General features: G+C 68.8%; 22 protein-coding genes. 12 read left to right on the forward strand and 10 right to left on the reverse strand.

Annotation, left to right across the window (positions count from 1 at the left end):
- Window positions 1-7 precede the first annotated feature (7 nt).
- Genes ACFQ9R_RS16235 through ACFQ9R_RS16250 form a run of 4 tightly spaced genes read right to left on the reverse strand, consistent with a single transcriptional unit; the run spans window position 8 to window position 5,667 of the window.
- Window positions 8-2,527, reverse strand: a complete 2,520-nt coding sequence (locus ACFQ9R_RS16235) for a polynucleotide kinase-phosphatase (RefSeq protein ID WP_378991428.1) — start codon at window positions 2,525-2,527, stop codon at window positions 8-10.
- Window positions 2,528-3,925 (reverse strand): 3' terminal RNA ribose 2'-O-methyltransferase Hen1, encoded by a 1,398-nt coding sequence (locus ACFQ9R_RS16240; RefSeq protein WP_378991429.1) that lies wholly within the window; start codon window positions 3,923-3,925, stop codon window positions 2,528-2,530. It abuts the gene before it with no gap.
- A gap of 48 nt (window positions 3,926-3,973) precedes the next feature.
- Window positions 3,974-5,311: a permease prefix domain 1-containing protein gene (locus ACFQ9R_RS16245; RefSeq protein WP_378991629.1), complete on the reverse strand. Its 1,338-nt coding sequence runs from the start codon at window positions 5,309-5,311 to the stop codon at window positions 3,974-3,976.
- On the reverse strand, window positions 5,311-5,667 hold the full coding sequence (locus ACFQ9R_RS16250; RefSeq protein ID WP_378991431.1) for a PadR family transcriptional regulator: 357 nt from the start codon (window positions 5,665-5,667) through the stop codon (window positions 5,311-5,313). The genes ACFQ9R_RS16245 and ACFQ9R_RS16250 overlap by 1 nt, the downstream gene beginning before the upstream one ends.
- A 175-nt stretch (window positions 5,668-5,842) precedes the next feature.
- Here ACFQ9R_RS16250 and ACFQ9R_RS16255 point away from each other — a divergent pair, with 175 nt between their 5' ends.
- Complete coding sequence (locus ACFQ9R_RS16255) at window positions 5,843-6,550, forward strand: LppP/LprE family lipoprotein (RefSeq protein WP_378991433.1); 708 nt, start codon at window positions 5,843-5,845, stop codon at window positions 6,548-6,550.
- Window positions 6,551-6,589: 39 nt separating this feature from the next.
- Here ACFQ9R_RS16255 and ACFQ9R_RS16260 read toward each other — a convergent pair whose 3' ends face one another.
- A complete protein-coding gene (locus tag ACFQ9R_RS16260) occupies window positions 6,590-7,753 on the reverse strand; it encodes a metallophosphoesterase (protein WP_378991435.1) in 1,164 nt (387 codons plus the stop codon).
- A gap of 259 nt (window positions 7,754-8,012) precedes the next feature.
- On the opposite strand from ACFQ9R_RS16260, the gene ACFQ9R_RS16265 reads away from it, so the two are divergent.
- Window positions 8,013-9,101 (forward strand): alpha/beta hydrolase, encoded by a 1,089-nt coding sequence (locus ACFQ9R_RS16265; protein ID WP_378991437.1) that lies wholly within the window; start codon window positions 8,013-8,015, stop codon window positions 9,099-9,101.
- 64 nt (window positions 9,102-9,165) lie between these two features.
- On the opposite strand, the gene ACFQ9R_RS16270 is transcribed toward ACFQ9R_RS16265, so the two are convergent.
- Genes ACFQ9R_RS16270 through ACFQ9R_RS16280 form a run of 3 tightly spaced genes read right to left on the reverse strand, consistent with a single transcriptional unit; the run spans window position 9,166 to window position 15,027 of the window.
- Window positions 9,166-13,191 (reverse strand): arabinosyltransferase domain-containing protein, encoded by a 4,026-nt coding sequence (locus ACFQ9R_RS16270; protein WP_378991438.1) that lies wholly within the window; start codon window positions 13,189-13,191, stop codon window positions 9,166-9,168.
- Between the two features lie 40 nt (window positions 13,192-13,231).
- Entirely contained in the window at window positions 13,232-14,125 is an 894-nt protein-coding gene (locus ACFQ9R_RS16275; protein WP_378991631.1) for a serine hydrolase, read from the reverse strand.
- 26 nt (window positions 14,126-14,151) lie between these two features.
- Window positions 14,152-15,027, reverse strand: a complete 876-nt coding sequence (locus tag ACFQ9R_RS16280) for a LysR family transcriptional regulator (RefSeq protein ID WP_378991439.1) — start codon at window positions 15,025-15,027, stop codon at window positions 14,152-14,154.
- 168 nt (window positions 15,028-15,195) lie between these two features.
- Between ACFQ9R_RS16280 and bla the strand changes: the two genes are divergently transcribed.
- Window positions 15,196-16,113 carry a class A beta-lactamase gene (gene bla / locus ACFQ9R_RS16285; RefSeq protein WP_378991441.1) on the forward strand — a complete coding sequence of 306 codons (918 nt, stop codon included), beginning with the start codon at window positions 15,196-15,198 and terminating at the stop codon, window positions 16,111-16,113.
- Window positions 16,114-16,119: 6 nt separating this feature from the next.
- Window positions 16,120-16,263: a hypothetical protein gene (locus tag ACFQ9R_RS16290; RefSeq protein WP_378991442.1), complete on the forward strand. Its 144-nt coding sequence runs from the start codon at window positions 16,120-16,122 to the stop codon at window positions 16,261-16,263.
- A 3-nt stretch (window positions 16,264-16,266) separates the two neighbouring features.
- On the opposite strand, the gene ACFQ9R_RS16295 is transcribed toward ACFQ9R_RS16290, so the two are convergent.
- On the reverse strand, window positions 16,267-17,181 hold the full coding sequence (locus tag ACFQ9R_RS16295; RefSeq protein ID WP_378991444.1) for an AraC family transcriptional regulator: 915 nt from the start codon (window positions 17,179-17,181) through the stop codon (window positions 16,267-16,269).
- A gap of 118 nt (window positions 17,182-17,299) precedes the next feature.
- Here ACFQ9R_RS16295 and ACFQ9R_RS16300 point away from each other — a divergent pair, with 118 nt between their 5' ends.
- The 8 genes from ACFQ9R_RS16300 (at window position 17,300) to ACFQ9R_RS16335 (ending at window position 24,908) form a co-directional block, all read left to right on the forward strand.
- Complete coding sequence (locus tag ACFQ9R_RS16300) at window positions 17,300-18,298, forward strand: saccharopine dehydrogenase NADP-binding domain-containing protein (protein ID WP_378991445.1); 999 nt, start codon at window positions 17,300-17,302, stop codon at window positions 18,296-18,298.
- A 2-nt stretch (window positions 18,299-18,300) separates the two neighbouring features.
- A complete protein-coding gene (locus tag ACFQ9R_RS16305; RefSeq protein WP_378991633.1) occupies window positions 18,301-19,506 on the forward strand; it encodes an SGNH/GDSL hydrolase family protein in 1,206 nt (401 codons plus the stop codon).
- 197 nt (window positions 19,507-19,703) lie between these two features.
- Window positions 19,704-21,098 carry a sensor histidine kinase gene (locus tag ACFQ9R_RS16310; RefSeq protein WP_378991447.1) on the forward strand — a complete coding sequence of 465 codons (1,395 nt, stop codon included), beginning with the start codon at window positions 19,704-19,706 and terminating at the stop codon, window positions 21,096-21,098.
- Window positions 21,095-21,505: a roadblock/LC7 domain-containing protein gene (locus ACFQ9R_RS16315; protein ID WP_378633077.1), complete on the forward strand. Its 411-nt coding sequence runs from the start codon at window positions 21,095-21,097 to the stop codon at window positions 21,503-21,505. The genes ACFQ9R_RS16310 and ACFQ9R_RS16315 overlap by 4 nt, the downstream gene beginning before the upstream one ends.
- A complete protein-coding gene (locus ACFQ9R_RS16320) occupies window positions 21,502-21,846 on the forward strand; it encodes a DUF742 domain-containing protein (RefSeq protein ID WP_378991448.1) in 345 nt (114 codons plus the stop codon). Before ACFQ9R_RS16315 ends, ACFQ9R_RS16320 begins: the two co-directional genes overlap by 4 nt.
- Before the next feature lie 43 nt (window positions 21,847-21,889).
- Window positions 21,890-22,438, forward strand: coding sequence for an ATP/GTP-binding protein (locus ACFQ9R_RS16325; RefSeq protein WP_378633469.1), 549 nt, complete (start codon window positions 21,890-21,892; stop codon window positions 22,436-22,438).
- Complete coding sequence (locus tag ACFQ9R_RS16330; RefSeq protein ID WP_378991449.1) at window positions 22,438-23,691, forward strand: cytochrome P450; 1,254 nt, start codon at window positions 22,438-22,440, stop codon at window positions 23,689-23,691. Before ACFQ9R_RS16325 ends, ACFQ9R_RS16330 begins: the two co-directional genes overlap by 1 nt.
- Window positions 23,688-24,908, forward strand: a complete 1,221-nt coding sequence (locus ACFQ9R_RS16335; RefSeq protein ID WP_378991450.1) for a cytochrome P450 — start codon at window positions 23,688-23,690, stop codon at window positions 24,906-24,908. The genes ACFQ9R_RS16330 and ACFQ9R_RS16335 overlap by 4 nt, the downstream gene beginning before the upstream one ends.
- Before the next feature lie 55 nt (window positions 24,909-24,963).
- Here the strand turns inward: ACFQ9R_RS16335 and ACFQ9R_RS16340 are convergent, their stop codons facing one another.
- Entirely contained in the window at window positions 24,964-26,109 is a 1,146-nt protein-coding gene (locus tag ACFQ9R_RS16340; RefSeq protein WP_378991451.1) for an acyl-CoA dehydrogenase family protein, read from the reverse strand.
- Between the last annotated feature and the right edge of the window lies 1 nt (window position 26,110).

The following is a 26,110-nucleotide window of genomic DNA, read 5'->3' on the forward strand; positions in this document are numbered from 1 at the left end:
GAAAAGCTCAGAGGCGAGGGTCGGTCGGCACGGATTCCATGGCCAGGATGGCGAAGACCAATTCGTGGACGCGCCACAGCGGTTCGCCCGCGGCGACGGCGTCCAGGGCCGCCAGGCCGAGCGTGTGTTCGCGCAGGGCAAGGGTGCGTTTGCGGCTGAGGGTGCGGCCGCGGAGGCGGGTGAGGTGTTCGGGGGTGGTGTAGTCGGGGCCGTAGATGATGCGGAGGTATTCGCGACCTCGGCATTTGATGCCGGGCTGGACGAGTTTGCCCTTGCTGCGATGGGTGAGGCCGGCGTAGGGCTTGATGACCATGCCTTCACCGCCTGCCGCGGTCATCTCGAGCCACCAGGTGGTGGCGTCGGCTTCGGCGGCAGGGTCGGACAGGTCGACGATTCGGCGGCCGGTGGGGCGGAAGGTCACGGGGTCGGCCGCAACGAGTCGGTCGCTGATGTCGAGGTGCCAGCCGTGGTCGCGGTCGGCGTAGCCGGCGCCTTCGGAGGCAAGGAGGGCGAACGGGGCGATCTGTACGCCGTCGAGTCCTGTTGTCGGCCAGCAGTATCGGCGGTAGGCGGTGGTGAAGCTGTCCGCGTTCTCGGCGCGAGCGGCGGTGCGGGCACGCAGTTCGCCGAGGTCGAGCCCACGGGCCAGTCCGGCGTCGAGTGCCGCGACCGCGGCGGGCAGCGCCGACCGTGCGGCGGCCCCTGCGGCCGCGTACTGGGTGCGGATCAGCCCCGCGGCCTTGGCGGACCAGGGCAGCAGTTCGCAGTCCAGGAGCAGCCAGTCCGAGCCGAGTTCGTCGAAAAGTGGTGCGGCCGCCGCGCGGACGCGATCCAGGAGCGCCTCGGTGAGGGCCGGATCGTTGAAGAACGACCGGCCGGTGCGGGTGTAGATCGCACCGGAGCAGCCGTCACCGACCCCGAAACGGGCCGCTGCCTTGTCACGGCACACGAGTACCACGGCCCGCGACCCCATGTGCTTCTCCTCGCACACCACCTTGTCCACGCCTGCCGCGCGATAGTCGGCGAACGCCTCGGTGGGATATTCGAGATACCCCTCGACGGTCGATGTCGACGGCGGGGACATGGTCGGCGGCAACCACAGCAACAGCCGAGGATCGATCGCGAACCGGCTCATCACCTCCAGCGCGGCCGCCGAGTTCTCGGCATCGACGATCACCGTGCCGTGCTCGGTGCGGATGTGCCTGCGCCCGGTGACATCGGCGAGGTCGAGCGTCTCGTTGTCGCGCGTGGATTCGGTATCGGCGAGTGGCCGGATCGGCTCGTAGTACATCCGCTCGGCCTGCACCGCGACGAACGTCTTCTCGGGGTAGCGCAGCGCTGTCAGCTCGCCGCCGAACACCGCACCGGTGTCGAGACACACGGTGTTGTTGATCCACTCCACCTTCGGCGTCGGCACGTGCCCGTAGACGACCATCGCCGCACCGCGATAGTCCCGCGCCCACGGATAGCGCACCGGCAAACCGTATTCGTCTGTCTCCCCGGTGGATTCGCCGTAGAGACAGAAGTCGCGAACCCGCCCGGACGCACGACCGTGGTACGCCTGCTTCAGTCCGGCGTGCGCGACCACGAGCCGCCCACCGTCCAACCGCAGGTGGCTCACGAGGTCGTGGATCCACTGCGCCACGGACTCGATGAACTCCGGTGTCTCGCTGCCCAATTGCTCGAGCGTCTCGGCGAGGCCGTGGGACACCGTCACGTTCTTGCCACGCAACTTCTTCAGCAGCTTCTGCTCGTGATTGCCCGGCACGCACAGCGCGTTTCCGCTCGCGGTCATCCCCATCGCCAACCGCAGTACTCCGGGGGAATCGGGCCCGCGGTCGACGAGGTCACCGACGAAGACCGCCTGACGTCCCTCCGGGTGGGTGGCATCGACAGCACGCCCGGCTTCGTCGCGAACCAGCGTCCATCCGAGTTCGCCCAGCAGCGTTTCCAATTCGGCCCGGCAGCCGTGCACATCGCCGATGATGTCGAACGGCCCCGTGAGCTCACGCCGGTCGTTCCACGCCTTCTCGTAGGTGATCGTCACCTCGGCCGGATCACTGACGACGTGCACCTTGCGAAAACCCTCGCGACCGAGCTCGCGCAGGGAACGCCGCAGGTCCTGACTCTGCCGCTTCAGCACATTGCGCCCGAAGTCGCGATCGGTGCGCGCCTGGGTACGTTCCCACGCCACAGCTTCGGGCGTATCGAGGACGATCGCGACCGGCAGCACATCGAAAGACCGTGCCAGCGCGACCAATTCGGCCCGCGCGTGCTTCTGCACATTGGTGGCGTCGATGACGACGCGTCGACCGGCGCGCAGCCGGATCCCGGCGATGTGGCCGAGCGCGTCGAAGGCGTCCTTCGTCGCGGACTGATCGTTCTCGTCGTCGGCCACCATGCCGCGGAAGAAGTCCGACGACAGCACCTCGGTGGGCTTGAAGTGCTCGCGGGCGAAGGTGGATTTGCCGGAGCCGGAGATACCCACGAGGGCGATGAGCGACAGCTCGGGGAGGTCGATGTTCATCTACGCGGCCTTCCGGAACAGCGCGAGCTGGGTGGGGGAGCCGGTCTGCGGGTCGTGGTCGCCGACCGGGCGGATGTCGACGACGTAGCCGAAGGTCTCGGCGACGCGGGCACACCAGGCGGCGAATTCCGCACGGGTCCACTCGAATCGGTGATCGTCGTGACGGTGACCGTCGAGGGTCTCGTAGTGCACGTTGTATTCCACGTTCGGCGTCGTCACGATCACCGCGCCGGGTGCGGCGTGCCCGAAGACGGCGCGTTCGAGCGCGGGCAACCGGGACTCGTCGACGTGTTCGATCACCTCCATGAGCACCGCCGCGTCGAAGCCGCGCAGCCGGTTGTCGTGGTAGGTCAGCGCGGATTGGATCAGGGTGATCCTGGCTCGCTGCCGGTCCGACATCCGGTCGAACTTCAAGCGGCGCTCCGCCATCGAGAGTGCGGCGCTCGAGACATCGGCGCCGACGATCTCGGTGAACCGGGGCTCGGCTTGCAGCGCGAGAAGCAAAGCGCCTGGGCCACAACCGAGATCGAGGACGCGCGCTGCGCCGGTGTCGGCGAGCACGGCGAGCACCGCCTCTGTGCGGAGCTTCACCAAAGGAATGCGGCGCTCGGCGGCTTCGACGCGTTCGACCGCGTCCCCGGGGATTTCGGCATCGTCGACCACCTCGTCCGCCGAGCGCAGGCGTTCCAGGGCGGACAGCATGAGTGTCCGTCGTCCGGCCAGATAGCGTCGCGCGATCAGTTCGTGGTCGGGGTGGGCGCCGAGCCAGCCCTCGCCCGCGCGCAGCAGTTTGTCGACTTCGTCGGCGTCCACCCAGTAGTGCTTGGCGTCATCGAGCACCGGCAACAGCACGTAGAGGTGGTTCAGTGCCTCTGCCAGCCGCAGCGTCCCGGTCAAACGGAGGTGGGTGTAGGGCGACGGGCCCCATTCCGGGAACTCCGGATCGAGCGGCACCGAGGTGGTCGACACCGTCCAACCCAGCGGTGCGAACAGCCTCTCGACGATCTCGGTCCCACCACGGCACGGCACGGCGGGGACTTCGATCTCCAACGGAATCGCCTTCTCCGCCAGCTCTTTACGGTCCCGGCTCGTGCCGTTCAGCGCCGACCGGAACACCTTGCCCATCGCCACCGACAGCAGGCTCGACGCCACATACGGACGGTCGTTCACATAGCGTCCGAGTGCGGACCCGTTGTGCCCCTTGCTCGGTCGCGCCAACTCCACCGGATCGACCTCGAGCAGCAGGGCCACGGTGCAGCGATCGACATCGGCCTGTGGATAGAAGACGTGTGCCGTGCCGCCGGTGGTCGTGAACGACTGCACGCGGTCGGGATGTTTGACCAGGAGGTATCCGAGGTCGGTCGCCGGCGTGTGAGTCGTGGAGATCGTCAAGAGCACTTGATGATCGTGTCACGGACCGCCAGTGATTTTCGCCGAGTCCGGAGATCATCGGAAGTCGAACGAGGGCGGGATGGCGACGATCACGGCGGCCGCCCACACTCCGTAGACGGGCAGGTAGTCGGTCTGCCAACGCTCGAGAGCGGCGAAGGTCTTCCTGCCGCGCACGAAGCCGAGCCCGAGGTGGCCCGACCACACGAGGTTCACCAGCAACACCACGTTCAGTCCGAGCGCGACCACCTTGTTGGGGGTGGAGCCGAACTCGGCGATCCGGGTGAGCATGGCGGCCAGCATCGTCGCGTCGACGACCAGCGCGGTGAACACCAGCACCAGCTGCAGGCGGTCGAAGAAGCCGGGTGGGGTCAGCGGATCGCGGGCGGAGATCGTGTAGAGGAGCAGGCCCACGACCAAGACGAGGATCAGGTCCATCAGGATGAGTAGATCGCGGTCGATCGCGGTCAGGCTGCGGGTGGTCGCTAGGGCGGCGAGCAGCGCGAACAGCATGACGATGGTGAGCGGGGTGAAGACCCGGGTGAGCACCGGCGCGATGTTCTCCACGACGTTCTGTTTGGCCTCGACCAGCCAGGCGGCGACGATCACCGCGCCCGCGGCGCCGAAGGGCAGCACCCAGTCCTCGATCACCGGCTCGATGTCGAAATCGAGGGTCCCGAAAGCGCCGACCGTCAGTCCGATCAGTACGCCGCCGCCGAGCGCCAGCAAGGTCAGGTAGACGAACCACTCCCCGGTGAACCGGATGAAGTCCATTCGCCGCCGCCCGGATCGCCAGTCGCCGCCCGTGTAGGCGAAACCGACCACCAGCCACAGCAGGATCGGCGCGTGGATCGCGGCGATGATCTCGGTCGCCCCTTCGGGCTCGAATGGATACAGGTTCAGCACGAGTGCGGTGAGCACGACGGGCGCGAGCAGCACGGCGCCGACCCGCGCGGAAATCTGGCGCTTCCACGCGAAATACCCTGCGAGGAACGGCAAGACGAGCAGGCTGATGTTGCGGCCCAAGGCGGGGCCCTCCAGCCAGGTGAAGCCCGCTTTGACCGTGACCGCCGCCCCCGCCGCGAGTGCGAGAACCACCATCAGCTCTCGATTTTTCGCGCCGCCCTCGGACTGTTCCGGCACCAGAACGAGCTGCTTCCACAGCCTTTCGGAATGCTCGAGCGCGAACTCCCGGGAGATCGCGTCCATGCTGCCCATCCGTTTCACCGCGACGAGGAATGCCTCCTCGCCCGACAGGCCCGCAGTTTGCAAGGTCGAGATCTGTTCGCGCAGGTGGTCTTCCATCTCGTCGACGTCGGCGACCGAAATCGCACGATGACGCTGGACGTACCCACGCCACTGGTCGATATGGGCCTGCAATTCGGTCTCCTCCATCACGCCCACCCCTTCTCGACCGGCTGGGTGGCGCTGCGCCAGACCTGGTCCAGCGCCTCGGCGACCACACTCCACTGGGCTTGTCGTTCGGCGAGCGCCGCCCGGCCCGACTCGGTGATCAGGTAGTGCTTGCGGCGGCGTCCGCCCTCGGACACCCGCCACGTCGACGACACGTGCCCGAGCCGTTCCAGCCGGTGCAGCAGCGGGTACAGCATCCCGTCGGTCCACTGCATCCGCCCGTGGGAGAGCTGGTTGACCTGCTCGAGGATGGCGTAGCCGTACGACTCGCCCTCGGCCAGAATCCCGAGCACCAGCGGCGTCGCCGAGGCCGCCACCAGGTCTTTGTCTATCCGCATCGCACTCCTATACCTAGAAGATCTAGGTAACAACCTAGCAGATCTAGGTATATGGGTGTGGATGTCGCACCCTAGGGTGAGGATTCCGTTGAATCGCCTAACGACCGTGTCGGGGGCCCCGATGAAGTCTGCATGTACGCGCTACAGCGCGTAGGGGACACAGAATCGAGGAACCATGAAGAACGCAGTTCGAATGGGCGCGCTCATCGCCGTCGCCGCGGCACTGGTCACAGGCTGCACCGACGAGAGTGGTTCAGGGACAACCACATCGACCTCCCGCGCGACGGCCGCTTCGTCGACCTCCCGCGCGCCCGCGCCGGGTACCCAGGCCCCGGGGTCGCCCGCGGCCGAGGAGACCGCCGCCCCCCAGCCCGGCGCCACCATCGCGCCGGAGCCCGAAACACCGCCGGTCACACAAGCTCCCACGCTGATCCCGGCCCCCGACACCACCTCTCCCGCCCCCGCTGACAACATCAGTGGACCGGGTCGCTGCATAGACCCGGCCTCGACCGGTGTGCAGAACGCCCTCGCGAGCCTCGAGGGAAGCTGGGTCGCCGGACAGGCTTCGAGTGATCAGCCGGGTAGCTGTGGTCAGCTGTTGTATGTGCGCGCCATCGGCGGCAACTCCGCGGGTGCGCCGATCCACCTCTTGTTCTTCCGCAACGGAAAGTACTTGGGCACGGGCACTTCTGAGCCGTATGCCTTCACCACCGTCGTCGGATCGAGCAACAACGCGGTCACCGTCGACTACCGCTGGCTCGCCGGTGACGAACCCTTTGCCGCGCCGCAGGGCGGTCCGGCGACGATCACCTACTCGTGGAACGGTTCGAAGGTGGTGATGGGCGGCACGCTGCCGACCGAAGTCACCCAGCCGCACCGCTGATCCGATCTCGGACGCCCCTGTGCGCTGGGCAACTGGGGCTCAGTTGTCCGGGTGCAGCACCAGCACCGTGATCTCGCTGGGGGCGAAAACCCGAAGCTGGGGACCCCAGAAACCGGTGCCGCGGCTGGTGTAGAGCTGGGTGTTGTTCGCGTGCTTGCTCAGGCCCGCGACCACCGGCTGGTCGAGCCGGACGAGGTAGTGGAACGGCCAGATCTGCCCGCCGTGGGTGTGACCGGAGATCTGCAGCGCGACGCCCGCCGCGGCGCTGTCGGCGATCTGTTTGGGCTGGTGGGCCAGCAGGACGACCGGCAGCGAAGGGTCGGCGCCCGCGAGCGCGGCGGGCAGATCGGGACCGTGACCGGGCAGGCCGACACCGGTCGGGTCGTCGATACCGGCGATGACGAGCCGGTCGCCGTCGCGGGTCAGGACGCTGTGCTGGTTGTGCAGCGGCTGCCAGCCGAGCGAGGCCATGTAGTCGATCCAGCCCTGCGCGTCACCGAAGTACTCGTGATTGCCGGTGATGTAGAACCGGCCGAGCGGCGCCTCGACCTTGCCGAGCGGATCGACCTGCGCCTGGCGTTTCACGACCGAACCGTCGGCGAGGTCACCGGCGTGGCAGGCGATATCGGGCCGCTGCGCGTTGACCACCTCGACCACGCGCTCCGACCAGCGCCGCCGATTCAGCGCGGCGTAATGGGTGTCGGTGACGACCACTACGCGCAACCCGTCCAGGCCCTGCGCCAGCCCACGAATCGCGACGTCGACGGTGCGCACCCGCGGCACCCGGCGCGCCTCGTACACGCCCCACCCGACCAGCGCCGCCGAGATCACCAGCACTCCTGCCGCCACGATCCGGGCACCGTCGACCCCGCCGACGGCCAGCGCGCCCCGCACGAGCAGCCCGATCACCGACCAGGAGAACACCACCCACAGGACCCCGAGCAGGGTGTCGCCGACGATCACCGCCGGATCGGACTGCGCGGGCCCGTGCCCGAGGAACATCGTGAGCGGCAGGCACACGAGGGCGGCCGCGGCGATCGCCGTTCCGATCCAGAACAGCGTGCCGCTGCCGCCGGTCGGCGCCGAGACCACCGTCCACCAGGGGACCCCGAACAGCACTGCGAGGACCAGCGACAACATCATCAGGCGTACGGCGAGCTTCACGGCGTTCCCGTTCTGGGCAGGGCGGCCGGGCGCGGCCACGAATCGACCTCCCAGGGTAGCGCTCCGCCGACGTCGCCCTTCGCCGAGAATCCGCAGTTCGGAGCGGGCGCACGAAGCGGGCTGCCCCACTTCACAATTCGATGTACCCCTGGGATCGGGTGCGCGCTATGCTGCCCGACAGGGCCCCGCGCGCAGGTGCAGTACCGCGGCGGGTCGAGTGGGGAAGCGGCGAGGCCGCACAGACGGGAAGGTCAGAACACCGATCATGCGTGGGGTAAGAAGAGTTCTTCGGCGAGTGATGGCAGGCGCCGTCGTGGTGGTGGTGCCGTTCGGCGCTTCCGTCGCGCCTGCCGCCGCCGATGCCGACCCGTCCGCGATCGACTTCCGGGTGGATACGTCGATGGGGGAGATCAACACCAGGATCATCCGCGCGGCCGACGGCAACACCGATCGGGTGGTCTACCTGCTCGACGGCGAACGCGCCGAGGACGACCTGAACGGGTGGGAGAAGCACACCACCATCCCGGCGCAGATGGCGAAGTTCAACATCAACGTCGTGATGCCGGTCGGCGGGCAGTCCAGCTTCTACGCCGACTGGGAGCAGCCGAGCAACTTCTTCGGCGTCAACCCCGACGGGTCGATGCTGCCCAGCGCCGACTCCGGTTCGGCGATCGGCGGCTGGGAGGACACCCAGGGCAAGGTCAACACCTACCAGTGGGAAACCTTCATCACCAAGACGCTGCCGGAGGCGATGAAGTCCCGGCTGGGCTTCAGCGCGACCCGCAACGGTGTGGTCGGCCTGTCCAGCGGCGGTAGCGCGGCGATGCTGATGGCGGCTTACCACCCCGAGCAGTTCACCTACGCGGGGTCGCTGTCGGGCTACCTGCACATGTCGATGCCCGGCATGCGCGAGGCGCTCGGCGGGGCGATGATCGCCAGCGGCGGGTACAACATCGAGGCGATGGCGCCCGCGGGCAGTGAGAAGTGGAAGCGGATGGACCCGTACGGGTTCGTCGAGAAGTTGATCGCCAACAACACCCGCCTCTACGTCTCCGCGGGGAGCGCCAAGCCCGCCGACCAGGACCTGTCCTCGGTCGACGCGATCACCCAGGGCATGCCACTGGAGGCGATCGCCCTGGCCAACACCCGCTCGTTCGAGAAGCGGGTGACCGCACTGGGTTACGAGAACGTCAGCTACGACTTCCCCGACATCGGCATCCACAACTGGGGCACCTGGGAACAGGTCGCCATCCGGCTGATGCCCGACATGGCGCGCAACATCGGCAAGCCGCTGCCCGCGGGCGCGACCCCGCCCGCCGGTGGCGCACCGCCCGTCGACGGGCCTCCGGCCGGTGGCCCGCCCGCCGGTGGCGAACCGCCGAAGTAGCCTCTACCGCAACCGAAACCGCCGCTACCCGTGCTCGGGTAGCGGCGGTTCGCGTTTGCGGCGGTCAGCTGGTTTTGATCGGGGTTTCGTTCGTCAGGCCCCAGCGGAGCTCGGTGCGCACGGTGATGTCGGCCGGTGGTGCGGCGACGGTGCGGGTGAGGCGTTGGAGCTCGCCCCAGTCGCGGGTCCAGTCGTCGGCCAGATAGGCCGGGATGGTGCGTGACTGCATGAGCATGCCGGTCCAGCCGAGGGGGCCGCCGCCGGTGTCGCCCTGCCAGGTCTCGGAGACCTGGGCGTTGAGCTTGTCGGGCTGGATTCGCCAGATCGGCATCTCCGCGACACCGGTGTGGTGGTCGAACGGACGCTGGCACGGGAAAGCCAGTCCCACATGCCAATCCGCGAGGACCGGGTCGGTGCTGCCGACGACGGTGTTCAGGCTCGACAGTTTCGGCAGGCGCGGTGGGGTGATCGCGAGCCACTGCATGGGGTCGGGCTCCGCCGCGTCGGCGACGAGACGAACGGCAGTGGTGCCCACAGGAACTCGATCCAGCGCGATCGGGAGGTTCCGCCAGCCCGGAGCGCCACCAACCGTCGGCGGGACCGCATCGCCCAGGGCGGTGGTGGTTCCGTCCTCGGCCCGACGAGCGAACTCCACTCGCAAGCGCTGCCCTGGCATGCGTGAGCCATCGGGCGCCGTGGACTCGATCCGACCGGCCACTGTCAGGATCATCACCCGGTACACCGGATTCTGCTGTGCGGCGGCCAGATCCAGCCGATACCACTGCGTCGTCAACTGCGTTCGCTGTGGTTCGCCGGTCGAGTAACTGCCGAGTACCGGTGTTCGTTCGGGGGCGAGGCCGAACGGCAATGCCGCCGTGCTGCCGTTCACGCCGGCCACGGCAGGACCGGACGCGCCGGGTGCGCCGGGTGGTCCCGCGTTCGGACCGCTCGGTGGTGCCTCGGTAGAGCCGCCGTTGCTGCCCGGCGTCCCGTTCACGCCACCTGGAGAAGTGCCCCCACCAGGTGCTGAGCCACCGGGGCTCGCACCGCCGGGTCCACTTCCGCCGGGGCCTGGGCTGCCGGGTGCGCCTCCGCCGGGGCCTGGGCTGCCGGGTCCGCTTCCGCTGGGGCTGGGGCCGGAACCCGACGGCGGGGCGGAGGATTGGCCGGGACCGGGATCGGGGGCGAGGCTTCCGACACCGTTCGGGGTGAAGCCGGTGTTCTCGGCGGCCAGCCCCTCGGCGACGGTGCCGCTGTACGGGGTCAGCAGGGAGTCGGCGGTATTCGTCTCGACGAGAACGTCATCGGCCATCGCGCACCGGTCACCCGTCAGCGCGCGCAGATTCGACAGCCCGACCGAATAGGCCGGGTACTGCGAAACGGCTGCCGCGGCAAGTGAACCCACTTCGAACAGCACCATGGCCGCTGCGGCAACGGTCAGCGGTGCGACGGCCGGGATCTTGCGATTCGGCCTGCGGCGACCGATACCGCCACCGGACTTCCGCTGCACGCCGCTTCCGCGTTCGAGTACTCGACTCGTGTCAGAACCGGCGGCCTCGCCATCGGTTCCGTGATCACCGGTGCCACCGTCGTCAGCGCCCGGGTCGCGGAGGCCATCGGCACCGTCTCCTACGGTCGAGGGCTCGATGCCTGCACGGTAGTACTGGAACAGGGCCGCGAGGAGGGTTGCGGCTGTCGCGGCGAGGAAGAGGGTCGACACCTCGATCTCGCCGAGCGTGGGGGCGCGGTCGGGCCACGGGACCCCGTAGCCGGAGACGTACCACCACCCGTTGGAGCCGGTGAAGCTCACGGCGAGCAGCAACAGCACCGCGGCGGCGAACAGTGTTCGCAGATAGTTCCGGCCGACGCGGACCAGCGCCACAGCCGTGATCGCGGCGAGTGCGGCCGCCAGGCCCCCGTAGACGCCGAAATGATGCGTCCACTTGGTGGGGGTGAACATCATCAGCAGCAGTGCCATGAAGACGACGGCGAGGATTCGGGTCACCGGGCCACGCGCGGTCGCCGGGATCCGACCGCGGCGCAGCGTCGCGACGATGCCGACCGCGAGGCACAGGAGCATGGCGAGGACGCCGAAGCGCCGGGCCAGGGAGCCGTCGGGGTTGACCGACAGCAGGGAATCCCAGCGGGTGCGTTCCTCGAACCAGGACATGTCGGGGCCGACGAGCTGGCGCACGCGGGTGGCTTCGAGGACGGTCGAGAAGGTTTGGTCGGCGAAGACGACGACCAGTACGAGAGTGCCCGCGGCGACGATCGGGGCCACGAGTGCGGCGTATCGGAGGACCACAGTTGCGCGAGCGGACGCGCCGGCGCCCGAAGCCGGTCTGGCGCGGGCGATGATCGTGCGCAGCACCGGTCGCGAACCGGCCAGCAGTGCTGCCACGCAGATCAATCCGGTGGGACCGGCCGCCAGGGAGAACGCGGCGATCAGCACCGCGACGGCGGCGGGCAACAGGCGGCGGGTGGCGATCGCCCGTTCCATCGAGCACCAGGTGAGGAGCGCGCCCACCGCGATCAGGGGTTCGGGACGCAGGCCGTTGTTGTAGGGCAGCCAGATCGACAGGAACACCAGGGCCGCGGTCCAGCGCGCTACCCCGCTCGCGCGCACACCGGAACCCAGGCGCGGCAACACTTCCCGGCTGAGCACCAGCCAGCATACGAACCCGGCGAGTAATGCGGGCAACCGCATCCACACCCCGATCTCGCTGACCCGGGTCATCTGGGCGAGCACCTCGTAGGGCCACCCGAACGGTGCCTCGGCGACCTGGAACCAGCGGTAGTAATTGGCGGTGTAGCCCGCTTCCTTCGACGCGCGCGCCATCGTGAGGATGTAGCCGTCGTCAGAACTGTTGGCGCCGAACACATGCCAGCTGACCAATGTGCCCGCGACCACCGCGTCGAGACCGGTGAACCGCCACCACCGGGCGGGCAGAACGCGACGCGTCCGGCGGCCGTCGCGAGCGTCGCCGCGGTGCAGGCAGATCAGGGCGAGCAAGGCGCTCAACACCGCCCCGACGATCGCCGCCAGTTTCCAGCCACTCGGACTCGACGAGAACCGCGCATCGATCTCGGCATGCAGCCGCGCGTCTCCCATCCGTCCGCGATCCAACTCGGTGAAGACCCCGACCACCTGCGGGCGCACATCAGCGTCGACGGTCGTCTTCATCGGCGAGCCGTCGGCCCGGGTCATACCGGTGAGCTCGGCGGTGGTGCTCGAGCCGGTGGAAACCACGGTCAGCGCTCCGCATCGGGCGTCGCGTGCGGTCTCGGGCACGGCTGCGCCGGGCGTGCCGCCCGGTCCGGCCGGTGGCTTCGTCGTCGAGGACGGTGCACCGCTCGGCCCGTTCGGCGGAACCGCGCCCGAAGGGGGAGTGCTGCCAGGAGCGGGAGCGCCGCTGGGTGGAGTGGTGCTGGCGGGTGGCGCGCCGTTAGGTGCAGTGGTGCCGCCGGGTGGTGGCGCACCGTTGGGAGTGGCGCCGCCAGAGGGCGGTGCACCGTTGGGTGGGGTGCCGCTGGCGGGTGGTGCGTTGTTGGGTGGGGTGCCGCTGGCGGGTGGTGCGTTGTTGGGGGCAGTGCCGCCAGCGGACGGTGTGCCGTTGGGGGCAGGTGGCCGGTCCGCGTCGGTGGGGGGTGGTTGTGTGCCATCCCGGCCGTCGGCGGCCGAGTTCTCTTGCACAGGGGCGTTCCCCGCGATATCCGCGATCGGCGCGCTCAACAGCAGCTTGTCGCGCAGCACCACGGACAATGTGCGCCCGGCTCCCGGCCGGTCCTCGATGCGCGCGACCAAGCCTTTCGATCCTGCTCGCGGCGCCTGGGCGGGAACGGTGGCCAGGACTGTCCCGCCGGTCATGTCGCGCAACGCCGTACACGGAATGCTCACGTCGAGCGACAACGGCACGTAGTCCACGAGTGGTGCGCTGAGTTGCATCGACTGGGGCTGTGGCCACTCCAGGCTCGCGCGCTGCTGCTGAACCGGTAGCAACGGAGTCGCCACCGCCAGCACCACACCCAGCGCCCCCGCCGCGATCCCGATTTTCTGCACTCGGCCGAAGCCGGAAGAATCTCCACCCACAAACGACGATGCTAGCCATGGTCGTCAGAGAGTTGTCACCTCAGCGCGGGCGGCGCAGTTCGGTGACGGCGATCCGTGCCGCCTCGCCGATCGCGGTGTCGACCACCGGCAGCATCGGATCCGCGCGGGCGGCGCGGGTGAAGACCGCTACCGCTACCGGTGTTTCGCCAGGGAATTCGACGACGGCGACTTCGTTGCGGATCACCCCGATGGTGCCGGTCTTGCCCGCCACCAGGACTCCGCGATGGGGGAATCCGGCGGCGATGCGGTGCGGCCAGATCTGCTTGCTCATCACCGTGCGCGCGAATGCCGTACCGGCCGTGGACAATATGTCACCGGTCCACAGCTTCCCCAGGAACCGGGTCATCTCCTCGGGTGTGGTCGCGCTGGCGTAGGAGGGGTCGTAGGCGGAAACGGTCCACGCCTCGTCGTTGTCCGCCAGGACCGCGAAAGCCTCTGCGGTGCTGTGGGTATCGGTATCGCGGACCAGGCTGCGGTGCTGGTCGGCCGTACCGCCGACGATCCTGGTATCCGTCAGGGCGAGCTCGTGCACCAGCTCGCTCACCGCGGCGAGACCGACCTCGCCGAGCAGGACATCAGCGGCGGCATTGTCGGACACGGTCATCATCGATGCCGCCAGATCGCGGCGGCTCAGCGTGACCGGATCATGGAGTGCCGCAAGGCCGGTAGGGCCCGGCGTGCAGTCGGCGGGATCGATGGTGAGCCGGCCGGTGGGGTCGATCAGGCCGTGGTCGACCTGTCGCAAGAACGCTGCCAGCAGCAGCAGTTTGTAGACCGACGCGATCACCACCCGCTCGTGCCCACCGACGGAGATCTCGCCGGCGGACCCATCGCAGCGCCGGGCGTGCAACCAGCCGACGCAGCCGGCATCGGCGAACACGGCACGGATCCGGGCACTCGCCGATTCCGTCATGCCGTCCCTCGCCGCGTCGAACACACTCATCGCAGCCGCTCCCGGTACAGCACCCGATCCAGCGCATCCGCATGCGCTCCCGCGTCCGCTCTGCGAATTACCCTGATCCGCAGGGCAATCGACTGCGGTGCCAGCGTGAGCCAGGCCACTCCCGGTGTCGGCGTCGGCGAGGTGGCGGTGACGCCGAAACTCGTGCCCGCCGCCACCGCGGCCAACACCGCCCGATCGTCGGGAGCCGCGAGTGGTGGTGCGTCCAGCCCCCGTTCCCGCAGCAGGTCGATGATGCTGTCGAAGGCGGGCGGGTTCGCGGCGCGCGGTGGATGCGCGAAGTGCAGTCCGGCGAGCATCGGGAAGGTCGGTCGTTCGGCGGTGGTGGTGCGGTGCTCGGCGGGTACCACCAACCAGCGCGGTAACTTCACCACCGGTCCGGCCTCCACCCCGTCGACCAGCGCCGGATGTTCGATCACCGCCACATCGCAGATGCCCGCGCGCACCTCGGCGACGAGATCGACGGTCGTGGCCAGTGTCGTCGCCACGCTGCCACCCGCGGCGCGCAAGCCGGTGACACACGCGGTGACCAGACGATCGGGGAGCGCGGTCGTCGCCGCGAACCGCACGGTCCCGCTGAGCTGCGCGATCCGCAGTGATTCGGCGAGCAATCGGTCGGCGTCGTCGACGAGCAGCCGGGCACGCGGCAACAGGTGTTTGCCCGCGGTGGTGAGTAGCGCGCCCTGGCTGGTGCGGTGGATGAGTTCGACGTCGAGATGTTGTTCGAGGCGGCGCAACCCCTGCGACAGGGGAGGTTGGGTCATGTCGAGTGCCGCTGCTGCCCGCCCGAAGTGGCCCTCGTCCGCGACGGAGACGAAGAACCGGAGGTGGCGGATCAGATCCATATCGGCCATTGAACCAGCGCTGTTGCCACGGCTCGGTCGATCTGGGCGGACGAGCTGGTGGGTATCGGTCTTCCCTGTCGCCTTACCGCTGTTCACCTGCGGTGATATCGGGTGCGACTCGTCCAGCCCGCTGTCCGGTATTGGCTTCGAACCGGTCGGCGATGATTGCGTGCACCAGTGACTTCCTCCACACTGACGCCCCGCCTCCGCACCCGGATCGCCGCCGTCGCGCTGGCGATCTCGGCCGTGACGTGCACCGCCTGCTCGCGCAACGACGCCGAACCGGCACCGAGTACTTCGGCGGCCGTGCCCGCCACCGCGACATTCGCCGACACGGAGGCGAAATACGGCGCCCGACTGGGTCTGTCGGTAGTTGACACCGCAAGCGGAGCCACGGTCGACTACCGGGAGGGCGAACGCTTCCCGATGGCCTCGACCTTCAAGGGTGTGGCGTGCGGCGCACTCCTGCAGGCGCATCCGCTGTCCACCGGCTATTTCGACCAGGTCATCCGCTACACCGCGGCCGACATCGTCGTGAACTCGCCGGAGACGGAGAAACACGTCGACACCGGCATGACCGTCACCGCGCTCTGCGACGCGGCGATCACCCTGTCCGACAACACCGCGGGCAACATGCTGCTCCGATTGCTGGGTGGCCCAGCGGGATTCACCGCCTTTCTGCGCACCCTGGGCGACACCGTGTCCCGTCTCGATCGCTGGGAGCCCGAACTCAACACCGCGATCCCCGGCGACGAACGCGACACCACCACCGCTGCCGCCCTGGTGGCGAACTACCGTGCCCTCGTCGTCGGCACCGCCCTCCCGGAGCCCGAACGCGCCCAACTCGCCACGTGGCTGAAAGCGAGCAAGACCGGCGCCAAACGCATCAAGGCAGGTCTGCCCACGGACTGGATCGTCGGCGACAAAACCGGCAGCCCCGCCTACGGCTCCGCCCTCGACGTAGCTATCGCCTGGCCCCCCCACCGCGCGCCCCTGGTCCTCGCCGTCCTCACCACCAAGCCGGACCAGAACGCCGAACCCTCCAACGACCTCGTCGCCGAGGCAACGAAAGCCGCTGTAGCCCAACTCAACTGATCTCGCGTGTCGAGGAGCGGTGAAGGCGTTGCCGGGGCGGCGGCGAAGCTCGGTGTGGATCCGGTCAAGCCGATCACGTTGATCGGGGTGGCTGCGCTCGGTGAGCCGGATCCACGCGTCGAGGTGGAGGCTACGGCTGTGCTCGACTGAGGGTTACCGCGCGCCCGCCAGCAGGACCTCGGTCGATGTCGAGCGGTATCGGCCAGGTGCCGTGCCGAATTCGCGTTTGAAGGCCTTGCTGAAGGCGTACTCGGAGCTGTATCCGGTGTGCCTCGCGACGGTCGAGAGTGGGTGGTCGGTGTCGCGGAGCAGGCGGGCAGCGGTGAGCATGCGCCAGCGGGTGAGGTAGGTCAGCGGGGGCTCGCCGACCAGCGTGGTGAAACGTTTGGCGAAGGCGGCGCGACTGAGACCTGCTCGGGCGCCCAGGGATTCGACGGTCCAGCCGTGGGCGGGGTCGTCGTGGACGGCGCGCAGGGCGCGGGAGATGTCCGGGTCGGCGACCGCGGCCGCCCAGCCGGTCGTCTGGGCGGAGTCCGCGAGCCGGGCGCGCAGGAGATAGAGGAGCAGCAGGTCCAGCAGTGGGGGTATCGCCGCGTCGGCGCCGGGGTGGGGGTGGGTGAGCTCGTCGGCCAGCAGGTCCACCGCGGCGCGCAGCGACGGATGCGTGCCGAGCCGGGCCGGAATGTGGACCACCTCGGGCAGTTCCGTCAGCAGCGGATGGGTTCGGTCGGCGGCGAGCTGGTAGGAACCGCACAGCAGGGTCGCGGGAGCACCCGGCCCCGTCACGATCCGGACATCCGCGGGGCCCGCGGTTTCGGTCACCGGGCTGTCGAGCTGGTCGAGCAGATCGTGGGCGACCCCGCGAGGCATGAAGACCGCGTCACCGGCGCCCAGTGCCAGCGGCTGCGCATCGGGTCGCGTCAGCCAGCACGAACCCTGCAGAATCACATGGAAGCCCGCGCTCTCGATGCGTGGATACGCCCGACCCCACGGCGCGTGCCGCACGAACATGCCGGAGGCTGGGCTGCCGGTCTTCGCGGTGGCCAGGACATCGCTCAGCAGATCCATGTTCGAAACGGTACTCGCAGAGACGGTCGGATATCCAGACAAGATTCTGGATGATTTCTTGTCTCACGAATGGTTCATACGCTGTGTTCATCAGCCCGATGAGCACAAGGAGCACGACATGAAGATCGCCGTCTACGGAGCCAGTGGCCACGTCGGAACATTCGCAGTCCGGGAACTGCGCGAGCGCGGTATCGAGACCGTGGCCGTAGGCCGCGACGCCGCGCGGCTCGCCGGACTCGCCGCCGAGGTCCGCGTCGCCGCCGCCGACGATCACGCCGCGCTCGTCGCCGCGTTCGCCGACGTCGACGCCGTGATCAGTACGCTGCCCGACTACACCGGTCGCGGCGAGGGAGTGCTGCGCGCCGCCATCGCCGCCGGCGTCCACTACGTCGACGTCGCGGGGGAACAGCTCTTCGTCGAGAAGGTCTTCGCCGAATTCGGCCCGCTCGCGGCGCAAGCCGGAGTGACGCTCTCGACCGCGACCACCGAAGCGGGGATCTTCGGCGACCTGCTCGCCCACCTCGGCGCCGAGCGACTCGGCGGCGCCGTCGAGATCGTCCTGAGCCATGTCGCCACGCCCGGCGGTGAGGGCTCGCGCGGAAGTATGCGCACCGTCTTCCAGAATCTAGATGTCTTCACCAGTGGCGGCCTGTCTTGGTCCGACGGCGAATTCCACACCGGTCCCCAGCCCCGCCGGACCACCTTCCTACTTCCAGACGAGACGGAACCCATTGCAGTGCTGAAGTTTCCGCAACCCTCCGTGGTGACGATTCCGCGCCACACCACGGCACGCTCGGTGGAGGGCGTACTCGCGAAGTCGATTTTCGACATCGTCGGCACCGTCACCGAAGCCGATCTGGACGCCGCGCCCGAAACGCCGTCGGCCCCGGCCGCGTACTCGATGGTCGTCGACATCCACCGCGACGGCCGGACCCTGCGTGGGATCGGCCGCGGTCCCGACGCCTACCGCAACAGCGCCCAGCTCGCGGTCGAGGTCGCGACGCGAATCGCCGCCGGTGTGGGCAAGCCGGGCGCGCAGGCACCCGCCGAGCTGTTCGAGCCGGTCGAATTCCTCGACGCTCTGGCGGCTTTCGGCATGACATGGTCGCTGCGTTGACGGTGCGCCCGCGGTGGATCGCCGCGCCCGTCGCCGCCGTGGCCGCGCTCATCCTGGTGGCGTTCGGTGCGCGCGACACCGAAACCTCGTGGTCGAGTGCCTGGACGACCGCTGTGCAGTACCCGGTCTACCAGAACTGGTCGGCGATGGGTTTCGCCGATCAGACTGTGCGACAGGTGTTTCGCCTGTCGCAGGAGGGGCCGCAAGTCAGGATTCGGTTGTCGAATCGCTTCGGCGAGTACCCCCTGCCCGTGTCGGCGGCGACGGTGGCCGCCAGCGCGGGCGGAGCGGCGATCGTCCCGGAATCGGTGCGGGGGTTGAGCGTCGGCGGGCAGTCCACCTTCGTGATCGCGCCGGGGGCCGAGGTGATCAGCGACGCGGTGCGCACCGTGGGGTCATCGATCGCGGTCACGCTCTATTTCGACCGACCCACCGGCCCCGCGACTCAGCACGGCCAGTCGCTGGCCACCAGCTACCGAGCGCAGGGCGATCACGCCGACGACCCGTCGGCGGCGCAGTTCACCGACACCTCGCAGTCCTGGTACTACGTGGCGGGCATCGAGACGCTGCGGTCGAGCACCGGCGACGTCACCGTGGCCTTCGGCGATTCGATCACCGACGGCTACCGCTCCACCCCCGACGCCGACCTGCGCTACCCCGACCAGCTCGCGGCGGTAGGCCACCACGGCCCGGTGGTCAACGCCGGAATCAGCGGCAACAGGCTGCTCACCGACTCGACCGTGCTCGGCGACAGCGCGCTGGCGCGGTTCCGTCGCGACGTTCTCGACCAACCGGGCGTCGGCGCCGCCGTCGTCCTGATCGGGATCAACGACATCGGCCTGTCGGGCAGTGCGGGCCCGGACGGGGTTGTCTTCCCGCCGGTTTCGACCGAGCAGCTCATCGTCGGATACCGCGACTTGATCGCGCAGGCGCGCGCGGCGGGCGTGCGCATCGTCGGCGCGACCATTCTGCCGTTCGCCGGTTCCGCGTACTACTCGCCGGAGAAGGAACGATTGCGGACCGAGGTGAACACTTGGATTCGGGAGTCGGGCGCTTTCGACACGGTGGTCGATCTCGAACGAGCGCTGGCCACTCCCGGTGATCGCACCCGCCTCGCCGACGCGTTCGACAGCGGTGATCACCTGCATCCCAACGACTCCGGCTACCGAGCCATGGCAACGGTCATCGCACCTGCTCTGGCGACGTGATCGCCGTCTCGCCCCACCTGCCGTGACCAGGCCCGATACTGACCCGTACCCCAACGGCCGGTGAACCCTGATCGGTCGAGTGGCAGGTCGGGCGGGGGCTCGATATGCTCGACTCCGACTTCGAAACAGGCTGCCTTGCTGCGTGTTTGATCGACCACTATGGCAGGGGGCCTGTGAGTACTGCGGAAGTACTGCCGATGGCACAGACAGTAGCTGCGCCGAAGGCGTCCGGCGACAGCGCCGGATCTGTGGTGCTCGGTGCCGGCGTGGCGGTGGTGGCGATCGCCGCGGTGACCGCGGTGTTCACGCCACCGGCCATCGGCATCCCGGTGCTCGCCGCGGCGGTGGCCGCGGCACTGATCGGCTGCCCCGCGGTGTGGTTCGCCCTGCGTCAGCGCGCGCAGGCGCGTGCGAGTCTGGCCGCTGCCCAGCAGGCCGAGCAGCAACTGGCCGCGACCGTGGCCGAGGCGAGCGCGCGCCTGACCCAGGCCGACGAGCACACCGCCGCGTACGCGTGGGAAGCCCAGGAGAACTCGCGCCGGGGCGCGGCGGCACTGGCCGCCTTCGCCGGTGCGGCCGGCCGCATCCAGGCGATGACCACCTCGATGCTGGCCGAACTGCGGGAGATGGAACACCGCCACGCCGACCCGCGAGTACTCACCGACCTGCTCCACATCGACCATCGCACCGCCCAGGCCGGACGACTGGCCGACAGCATCGCGGTCCTGTCCGGTGCGCGCACCGGCCGCCGCTGGGCGAAACCGATCGCGATGGAATCGATTCTGCGCGGCGCGATGGGCCGTGTCGCCGGGTATCAGCGCGTCCGGCTGCGGGCGATCGCCGAGGTCGGCATCGCCGGGCACGCCGCCGAAGGCGTGATGCACACACTGGCCGAACTCCTCGACAATGCCTGCAACTTCTCGCCGCCCACCACCGAGGTGCACGTCTACGCCGCGGAAGTGCCCGCGGGCGTGGTGATCACGATCGAGGACAGCGGCCTGATCATGAGCGATTCCGCGCTGCGCCGCGCCGAATCCGCCGTCACCGGGCGCGATCACAAGGGCAAGGGCGTGGATCTCGCCTCGCTGTCGGGTACCCGGCTCGGCCTCGCGGTGGTCGGGCATCTGGCGCGCAAACACGAACTCACCGTGTCGTATCGGCCGTCGGCGATCGGCGGCACCGCGGTCGTCGTCGTCATCCCGCGCGAGCTCACCGCCCGCGCCGAACGCCGCAGTCGCAATGTGGTGGCGGCGCCACGCTTCGCCGAACCCGCCACGCTGAGCCAGTTCGACAGTCCGATCCCGCGCAGAACCGACACCGGCACCATGGATTTCAGCGAGCCGGCCGGCCAGCACGCGCGACCGGAGACCGACGGCGCGGTCCCGACCTCGCCCTCGCTGCCGAAACGCCGCCGGGGCGACACCCTGGCCCAGGTCCACCCCGAAGGTCTCACCGCCGCACCCGCCGCCAAGGCGGCACCGGCCAAGCCCACTGCCCTCGGTGCCTTCCAGCGCTCCGCGCCGGGCCGCACCAACGCAAGCCACGAACCGGGCAGCGCCGCCGCGGCTCCCGACCCCATGGAGGACCGATGACCACCACCGCCCCCGCCCACCTCGGCTGGCTGCTCGAGAAGCTGCTCGCCCGCACCCCGCGCGCCAGGCACGCCCTGCTGCTGTCCGGCGACGGGCTCAAGATCTGCCACACACCGGAACTCGATGTGGACCGCGCCGATCAGCTGGCCGCCATCGCCGCCGGATTCCAGAGCCTGTCGCACGGGGCATCCGTGGAGTTCGGTGACGGGCGTGGCGGAGTTCGCCAGTCGATGACCGAGTTCTACGGCGGCATCCTGTTCGTGGTCGAGGCGGGGCGCGGCGCGCACCTGGCGGTGGTCGCCGCCGAGGACGCCGATGCCGGTCTGGTCGGCCACACGATGCACGAGCTGGTCGAACAGCTCGGTGAGCATCTGGCTGCCCAGCCCAGACGCGGAGCGATCGAGTGACCAGGGCGGGTCGCGACGACGATCCCGACCGTTTCTATACGCTGACCGGCGGACGCGCCCCCGTAACCGAGGACTTCGACCTGGTCACCCTGGTGGTCAGCGAGTCCGCGCCCACCGCGGGCATGTCCTCGGAGCAGGCCGCGATCCTCGACATGTGCCGGGCGCCGACCGCCGTGGTGGAGATCGCGGCCGAGCTGCGCCTGCCCGTCGGGGTGGCCACGGTCGTGCTGTCGGACCTGCTGGCCTCGGGCAAGATCACGGTGCGCCCACCGCTGTCGGCGGCGATGTCGCTGGACGCTTCCACCCTCGAGAAGGTGCTCGTTGGACTTCGCAAGCTCTGAGAACGTGCCCGAGCGGGCTCGAGCGCCGCTGCACAGCACGGCAATGCACGGGTTGAAGATCGTGGTGATCGGCGGATTCGGTGTCGGCAAAACGACACTGGTGCGCTCGGTGAGCGAGATCCGGCCCCTCGACACCGAAGCCACGATGACCGACGTCGGGGCAGGTGTCGACGACACCAGCGGTGTGCCCGGCAAGTCGACCACCACCGTCGCCTTCGACTTCGGCCGCATCACCCTCGACGACGAACACGTGCTGTATCTGTTCGGAGCTCCTGGTCAGCAGCGGTTCTGGTTCCTGTGGGACCGGCTGTTCGCCGGTGCGCTCGGCGCGATCGTGCTGGTCGACCAGCGCCGGATCAGCGACTCCTGGTACGCGATCGACCGGCTCGAACATCAGGGCACCCCGTTCGTGGTCGCCTGCAACGACTTCGGCGATTCCCATTCGCCCGGAGCGGTGCGTGACGCGCTCGATCTCGATCCGGCGGTGCCGCTGGTGATGTGTGACGCGCGCTCGCGCGAATCGAGCAAGCAGGTGCTGATCACATTGGTCGAGCACCTGTATTCCGCTGTCCCGCAGGGAGAAACCGTCTGATGAGCACACCGACCGGCGCCTGCCCGATCACCGGCGCGGTGCCGTTGAGCGGGCCCGAGTTCCACATCGAACCGCACGAGGTCTACCGGCGGATGCGCCGCGACCACGGCCCGGTCGTCGAGGTGGAGCTGCCGGGCGGTTTTCCGGCGTGGCTGATCATCGGCTATCGCGAACTGCACCAGGTGACCAGCGATCCACTGCTGTTCCCGCGCGATGTGTCGCTGTGGAATCAGTGGGGCCGGGTCCCGGAGGACTGGCCGCTGCTGCCGATGATCGGGCACCCGATGCCCTCGATCTACTTCACCGCGGGCGCCGAACACCGCAGGCACCTGGCGATGGTGGAACCGGCACTGGACGCGGTGGATCACTTCGAATTGCGCAGAGCCTGTGAGGAACTGGCCGACCGCCTCGTCGACGGATTCTGTGGTCGCGGCAGCGCCGACCTGATCGCCGAGTTCGCGGTGCCGCTGCCCGCGCTCGCTCTGGCGCGCATCCTCGGTCTGCCCGACATCGATGCGGCAGACCTCGCCCTGGCGATGAAACAGCTCGCCGACGGTGGCGCCGACGCCCAGTCCGGGCACGCCCGCTTCGCCGAGCACATGGCCCGCCTGGTCGCGGCGAAAAGGGCACGTCCCGCTGGGGATCTGGCCTCGATGATGCTGGCCGACCCCGAGCCGTTCACCGACGAGGAATACATGAACGACCTGATGGCGATCGCCGCCGCGGGTCACCTCACCACCGCCGACTGGCTCGGCAGCTCCATGCGGTTGATGCTCACCGACGACCGGTTCGCGAACGCGCTCGGCGGTGGCAGGCGCAGTGTCGGCGAGGCCATGAACGAGGTGCTCTGGGAAGAGGGTCCCACCTCGATTCTGGCGGGGCGCTGGGCAGCGCGCGACACCCGTCTCGCCGACAAGACGATTCGTTCGGGCGACCTGCTGCTGCTCGGTCTCGCGGCCGCGAATCTGGATCCGCATGTGCGCCAATCGTTTACCGATGGCGGCTCGGTACCCACCGGCAACAACGCGCACTTCGCGTTCAGTTACGGTGAATATCGCTGCCCTTTCCCGGCACAGCAGATCGCCGAGATCATCGCGAGGACCGGGATCGAGGTGCTGCTCGACCGGCTGCCCGATGTCGACCTCGGGGTGCCCGCCGACCAGCTCACCCGGCGACCTTCGGCTTTCCTTCGGGGCATGACCGCACTGCCCGTTCGTTTCACACCAGTTCGACCCGTCGGAGGTTTCTCGTGAGCTCGCCATGCCCTTTCGCCATCGACCCCATGGTCGGTGACCTCAACGGGGAAACCGCCCGACTTCGAGCACTCGGTCCGATCACCCGGATCGACCTGCTCGGTGTGCCCGCCTGGACGATCACCGATCACGCCCTCGCGCGTCAGCTGACCACCGACACCCGGCTGGTCAAGGACATCAACGCGTGGTCGCTGTATGCCGACGGCGTGGTGACCACCCAGTGGCCGCTGATCGGGATGGTCCTCGTCGACCGTTCGATGTTCAGCGTCGACGGTGCCGAGCACCGCCGGTTGCGGCTCAAGACAGCCCAGGCACTGGCCCCGCGGCGGCTGGAAGAGCTACGTCCGGTGATCGAACAGCTGACCGCCGACCTGCTCGACGACCTCGAAGCCGCCGGCGCCGACGGCGCTGCCGTGGACCTCAAGGAGGTCTTCGCCTACCCGCTGCCGATGCGCGTGGTCGGCGACCTGATGGGCGTCGCGCGCGAAGACCACGCGCAGCTGCTCGAGTGGTACAAGAAGTTCTTCTCGGTGATGACCCCGCAGGACGAGCGCCTCGAGGTGATCGGCGGCCTCGATGTGTACTTCACCGACCTGGTCCGGCAGAAGATCACCGACCCGGCCGATGATCTGACCTCGGCGTTCGTCACCGCCGACGAGGGCGGCGAGCCGCTCACCGAGGAAGAGGCGATCGGCAACATCAAGGCCCTCGTCGCCGCGGGCCACGAGACCACCGTCAGCCTGATCATCAACACCGTGCGCGCGCTGCTCGCCGAACCCGAGCAGCTGGCGAAAGTCCTTGCCGGGGACGTGGAGTGGAAGCAGGTCATCGAGGAATCGCTGCGCTGGGACGGCCCGGTCTCGCACCTGCTGATGCGTTTCGCCACCGAGGACATCGTTGTCGGCGACACCGTGATCGCCAAGGGTGAGGGCGTGGTGATGTCCTACCGTGCCGTCGGCCGCGACACCGCGGTGCACGGCGAGACCGCCGACGAGTTCGACGTGACCCGCCCGACCGCCAACCGCCACTTGGCCTTCGGCTACGGCCCGCACATCTGCCCCGGCGCCGCGCTGTCGCGTCTGGAAGCCGCGATCGCGCTGCCCGCGCTGTTCGCCCGCTTCCCGAAGCTGCGCCTTGCCGTGCCCGACAGTGAGATCGGCAACCTGCCGGTGCTCACGCAGAACGATCTGGCCGCGCTGCCGATCATCCTGAACTGACCGGCGACGCGTCGCGCCCGGTGGCTCCTACGCCGGGCGCGACGCTATCCGTGCGCTACAGACCCAGATCGCGGCCGATCAGTTCCTTCATGATCTCGTTGGAGCCCGCCCAGATCTTGGTCACCCTGGCGTCCATCCACGCCCGCGCGACCCGGTATTCACGCATGTAGCCGTAGCCGCCGTGCAACTGCACACACGCGTCGAGCACGTCGTTCTGCACCTGCGCCGACCACCACTTGGCCTTCGCCGCGTCGACCGCGGACAGCTCACCGGCAGCGTGGGCGACAATGCCCTGATCGACGAACGCCTGTGTCACTTCGATTTTGGTGACCAGCTCGGCGAACAGGAACTTGTTGTACTGGAAGCTGCCGATCTGCTGCCCGAATGCCTTGCGCTCCTTGGCGTACTGCAGCGTCTCGTCCAGGATCGCCGAGGCGTGCGCGAGGTTGGAGACCGCCGCGCCGATGCGTTCCTGCGGCAGCCGCTCCATCATGGCGATGAAGCCACGATCGACCTCGCCGAGCCGGTTGGCGTCGGGGACACGCACATTGTCGAAGAACAGTTCGGCGGTATCGGATTCGGGCTGACCGACCTTGTCGAGCTTGCGACCACGAGTGAAGCCGTCCATGCCGGTCTCGATGACGAACAGCGTGATGCCCTTGGCCTTCTTCTCCGGGCTGGTGCGGGCGGCGACGATCACCAGGTCGGCATTGAAACCGTTGGTGATGAACGTCTTCGAGCCGTTCACGATCCAGTCGTCGCCGTCGCGCACGGCGGTGGTCTTCAGCGCGGCCAGGTCGGAGCCGCCCGACGGCTCGGTCATGCCGATGGCCGTGATGATCTCGCCGGTGCAGAACTTCGGGAGCCAGCGCTGCTTCTGTTCGTCGTTGGTGAGCTCGACCATGTAAGGGGCGCACACGTCGTAGTGGATGCCGAACGAGGACGCGATCGCGGCGCTCGCCTTCGACAGCTCCTCGCCGAACACCGCGTTGAAGCGGTAGTCGCCCGCGTCGCTGCCACCGAACTCCTCGGGCACTCCCAGGCCGAGGTAGCCGAGTTCGCCTGCCGCGAGCCAGGTTTCACGGTCGATCGCCCGTTCTTCGACGAAGCGTTCGGCATTCGGCTCGATCGAGCGCTTGACGAACTCGGCGACCGACGCGCGGAAGGCGTCGTGATCCTCGGTAAAGATGGAGCGCTTCATG

The sequence above is a fragment of the Nocardia sp. NPDC056541 genome (genome assembly GCF_042794235.1).
Classification (GTDB): Bacteria; Actinomycetota; Actinomycetes; order Mycobacteriales; family Mycobacteriaceae; genus Nocardia.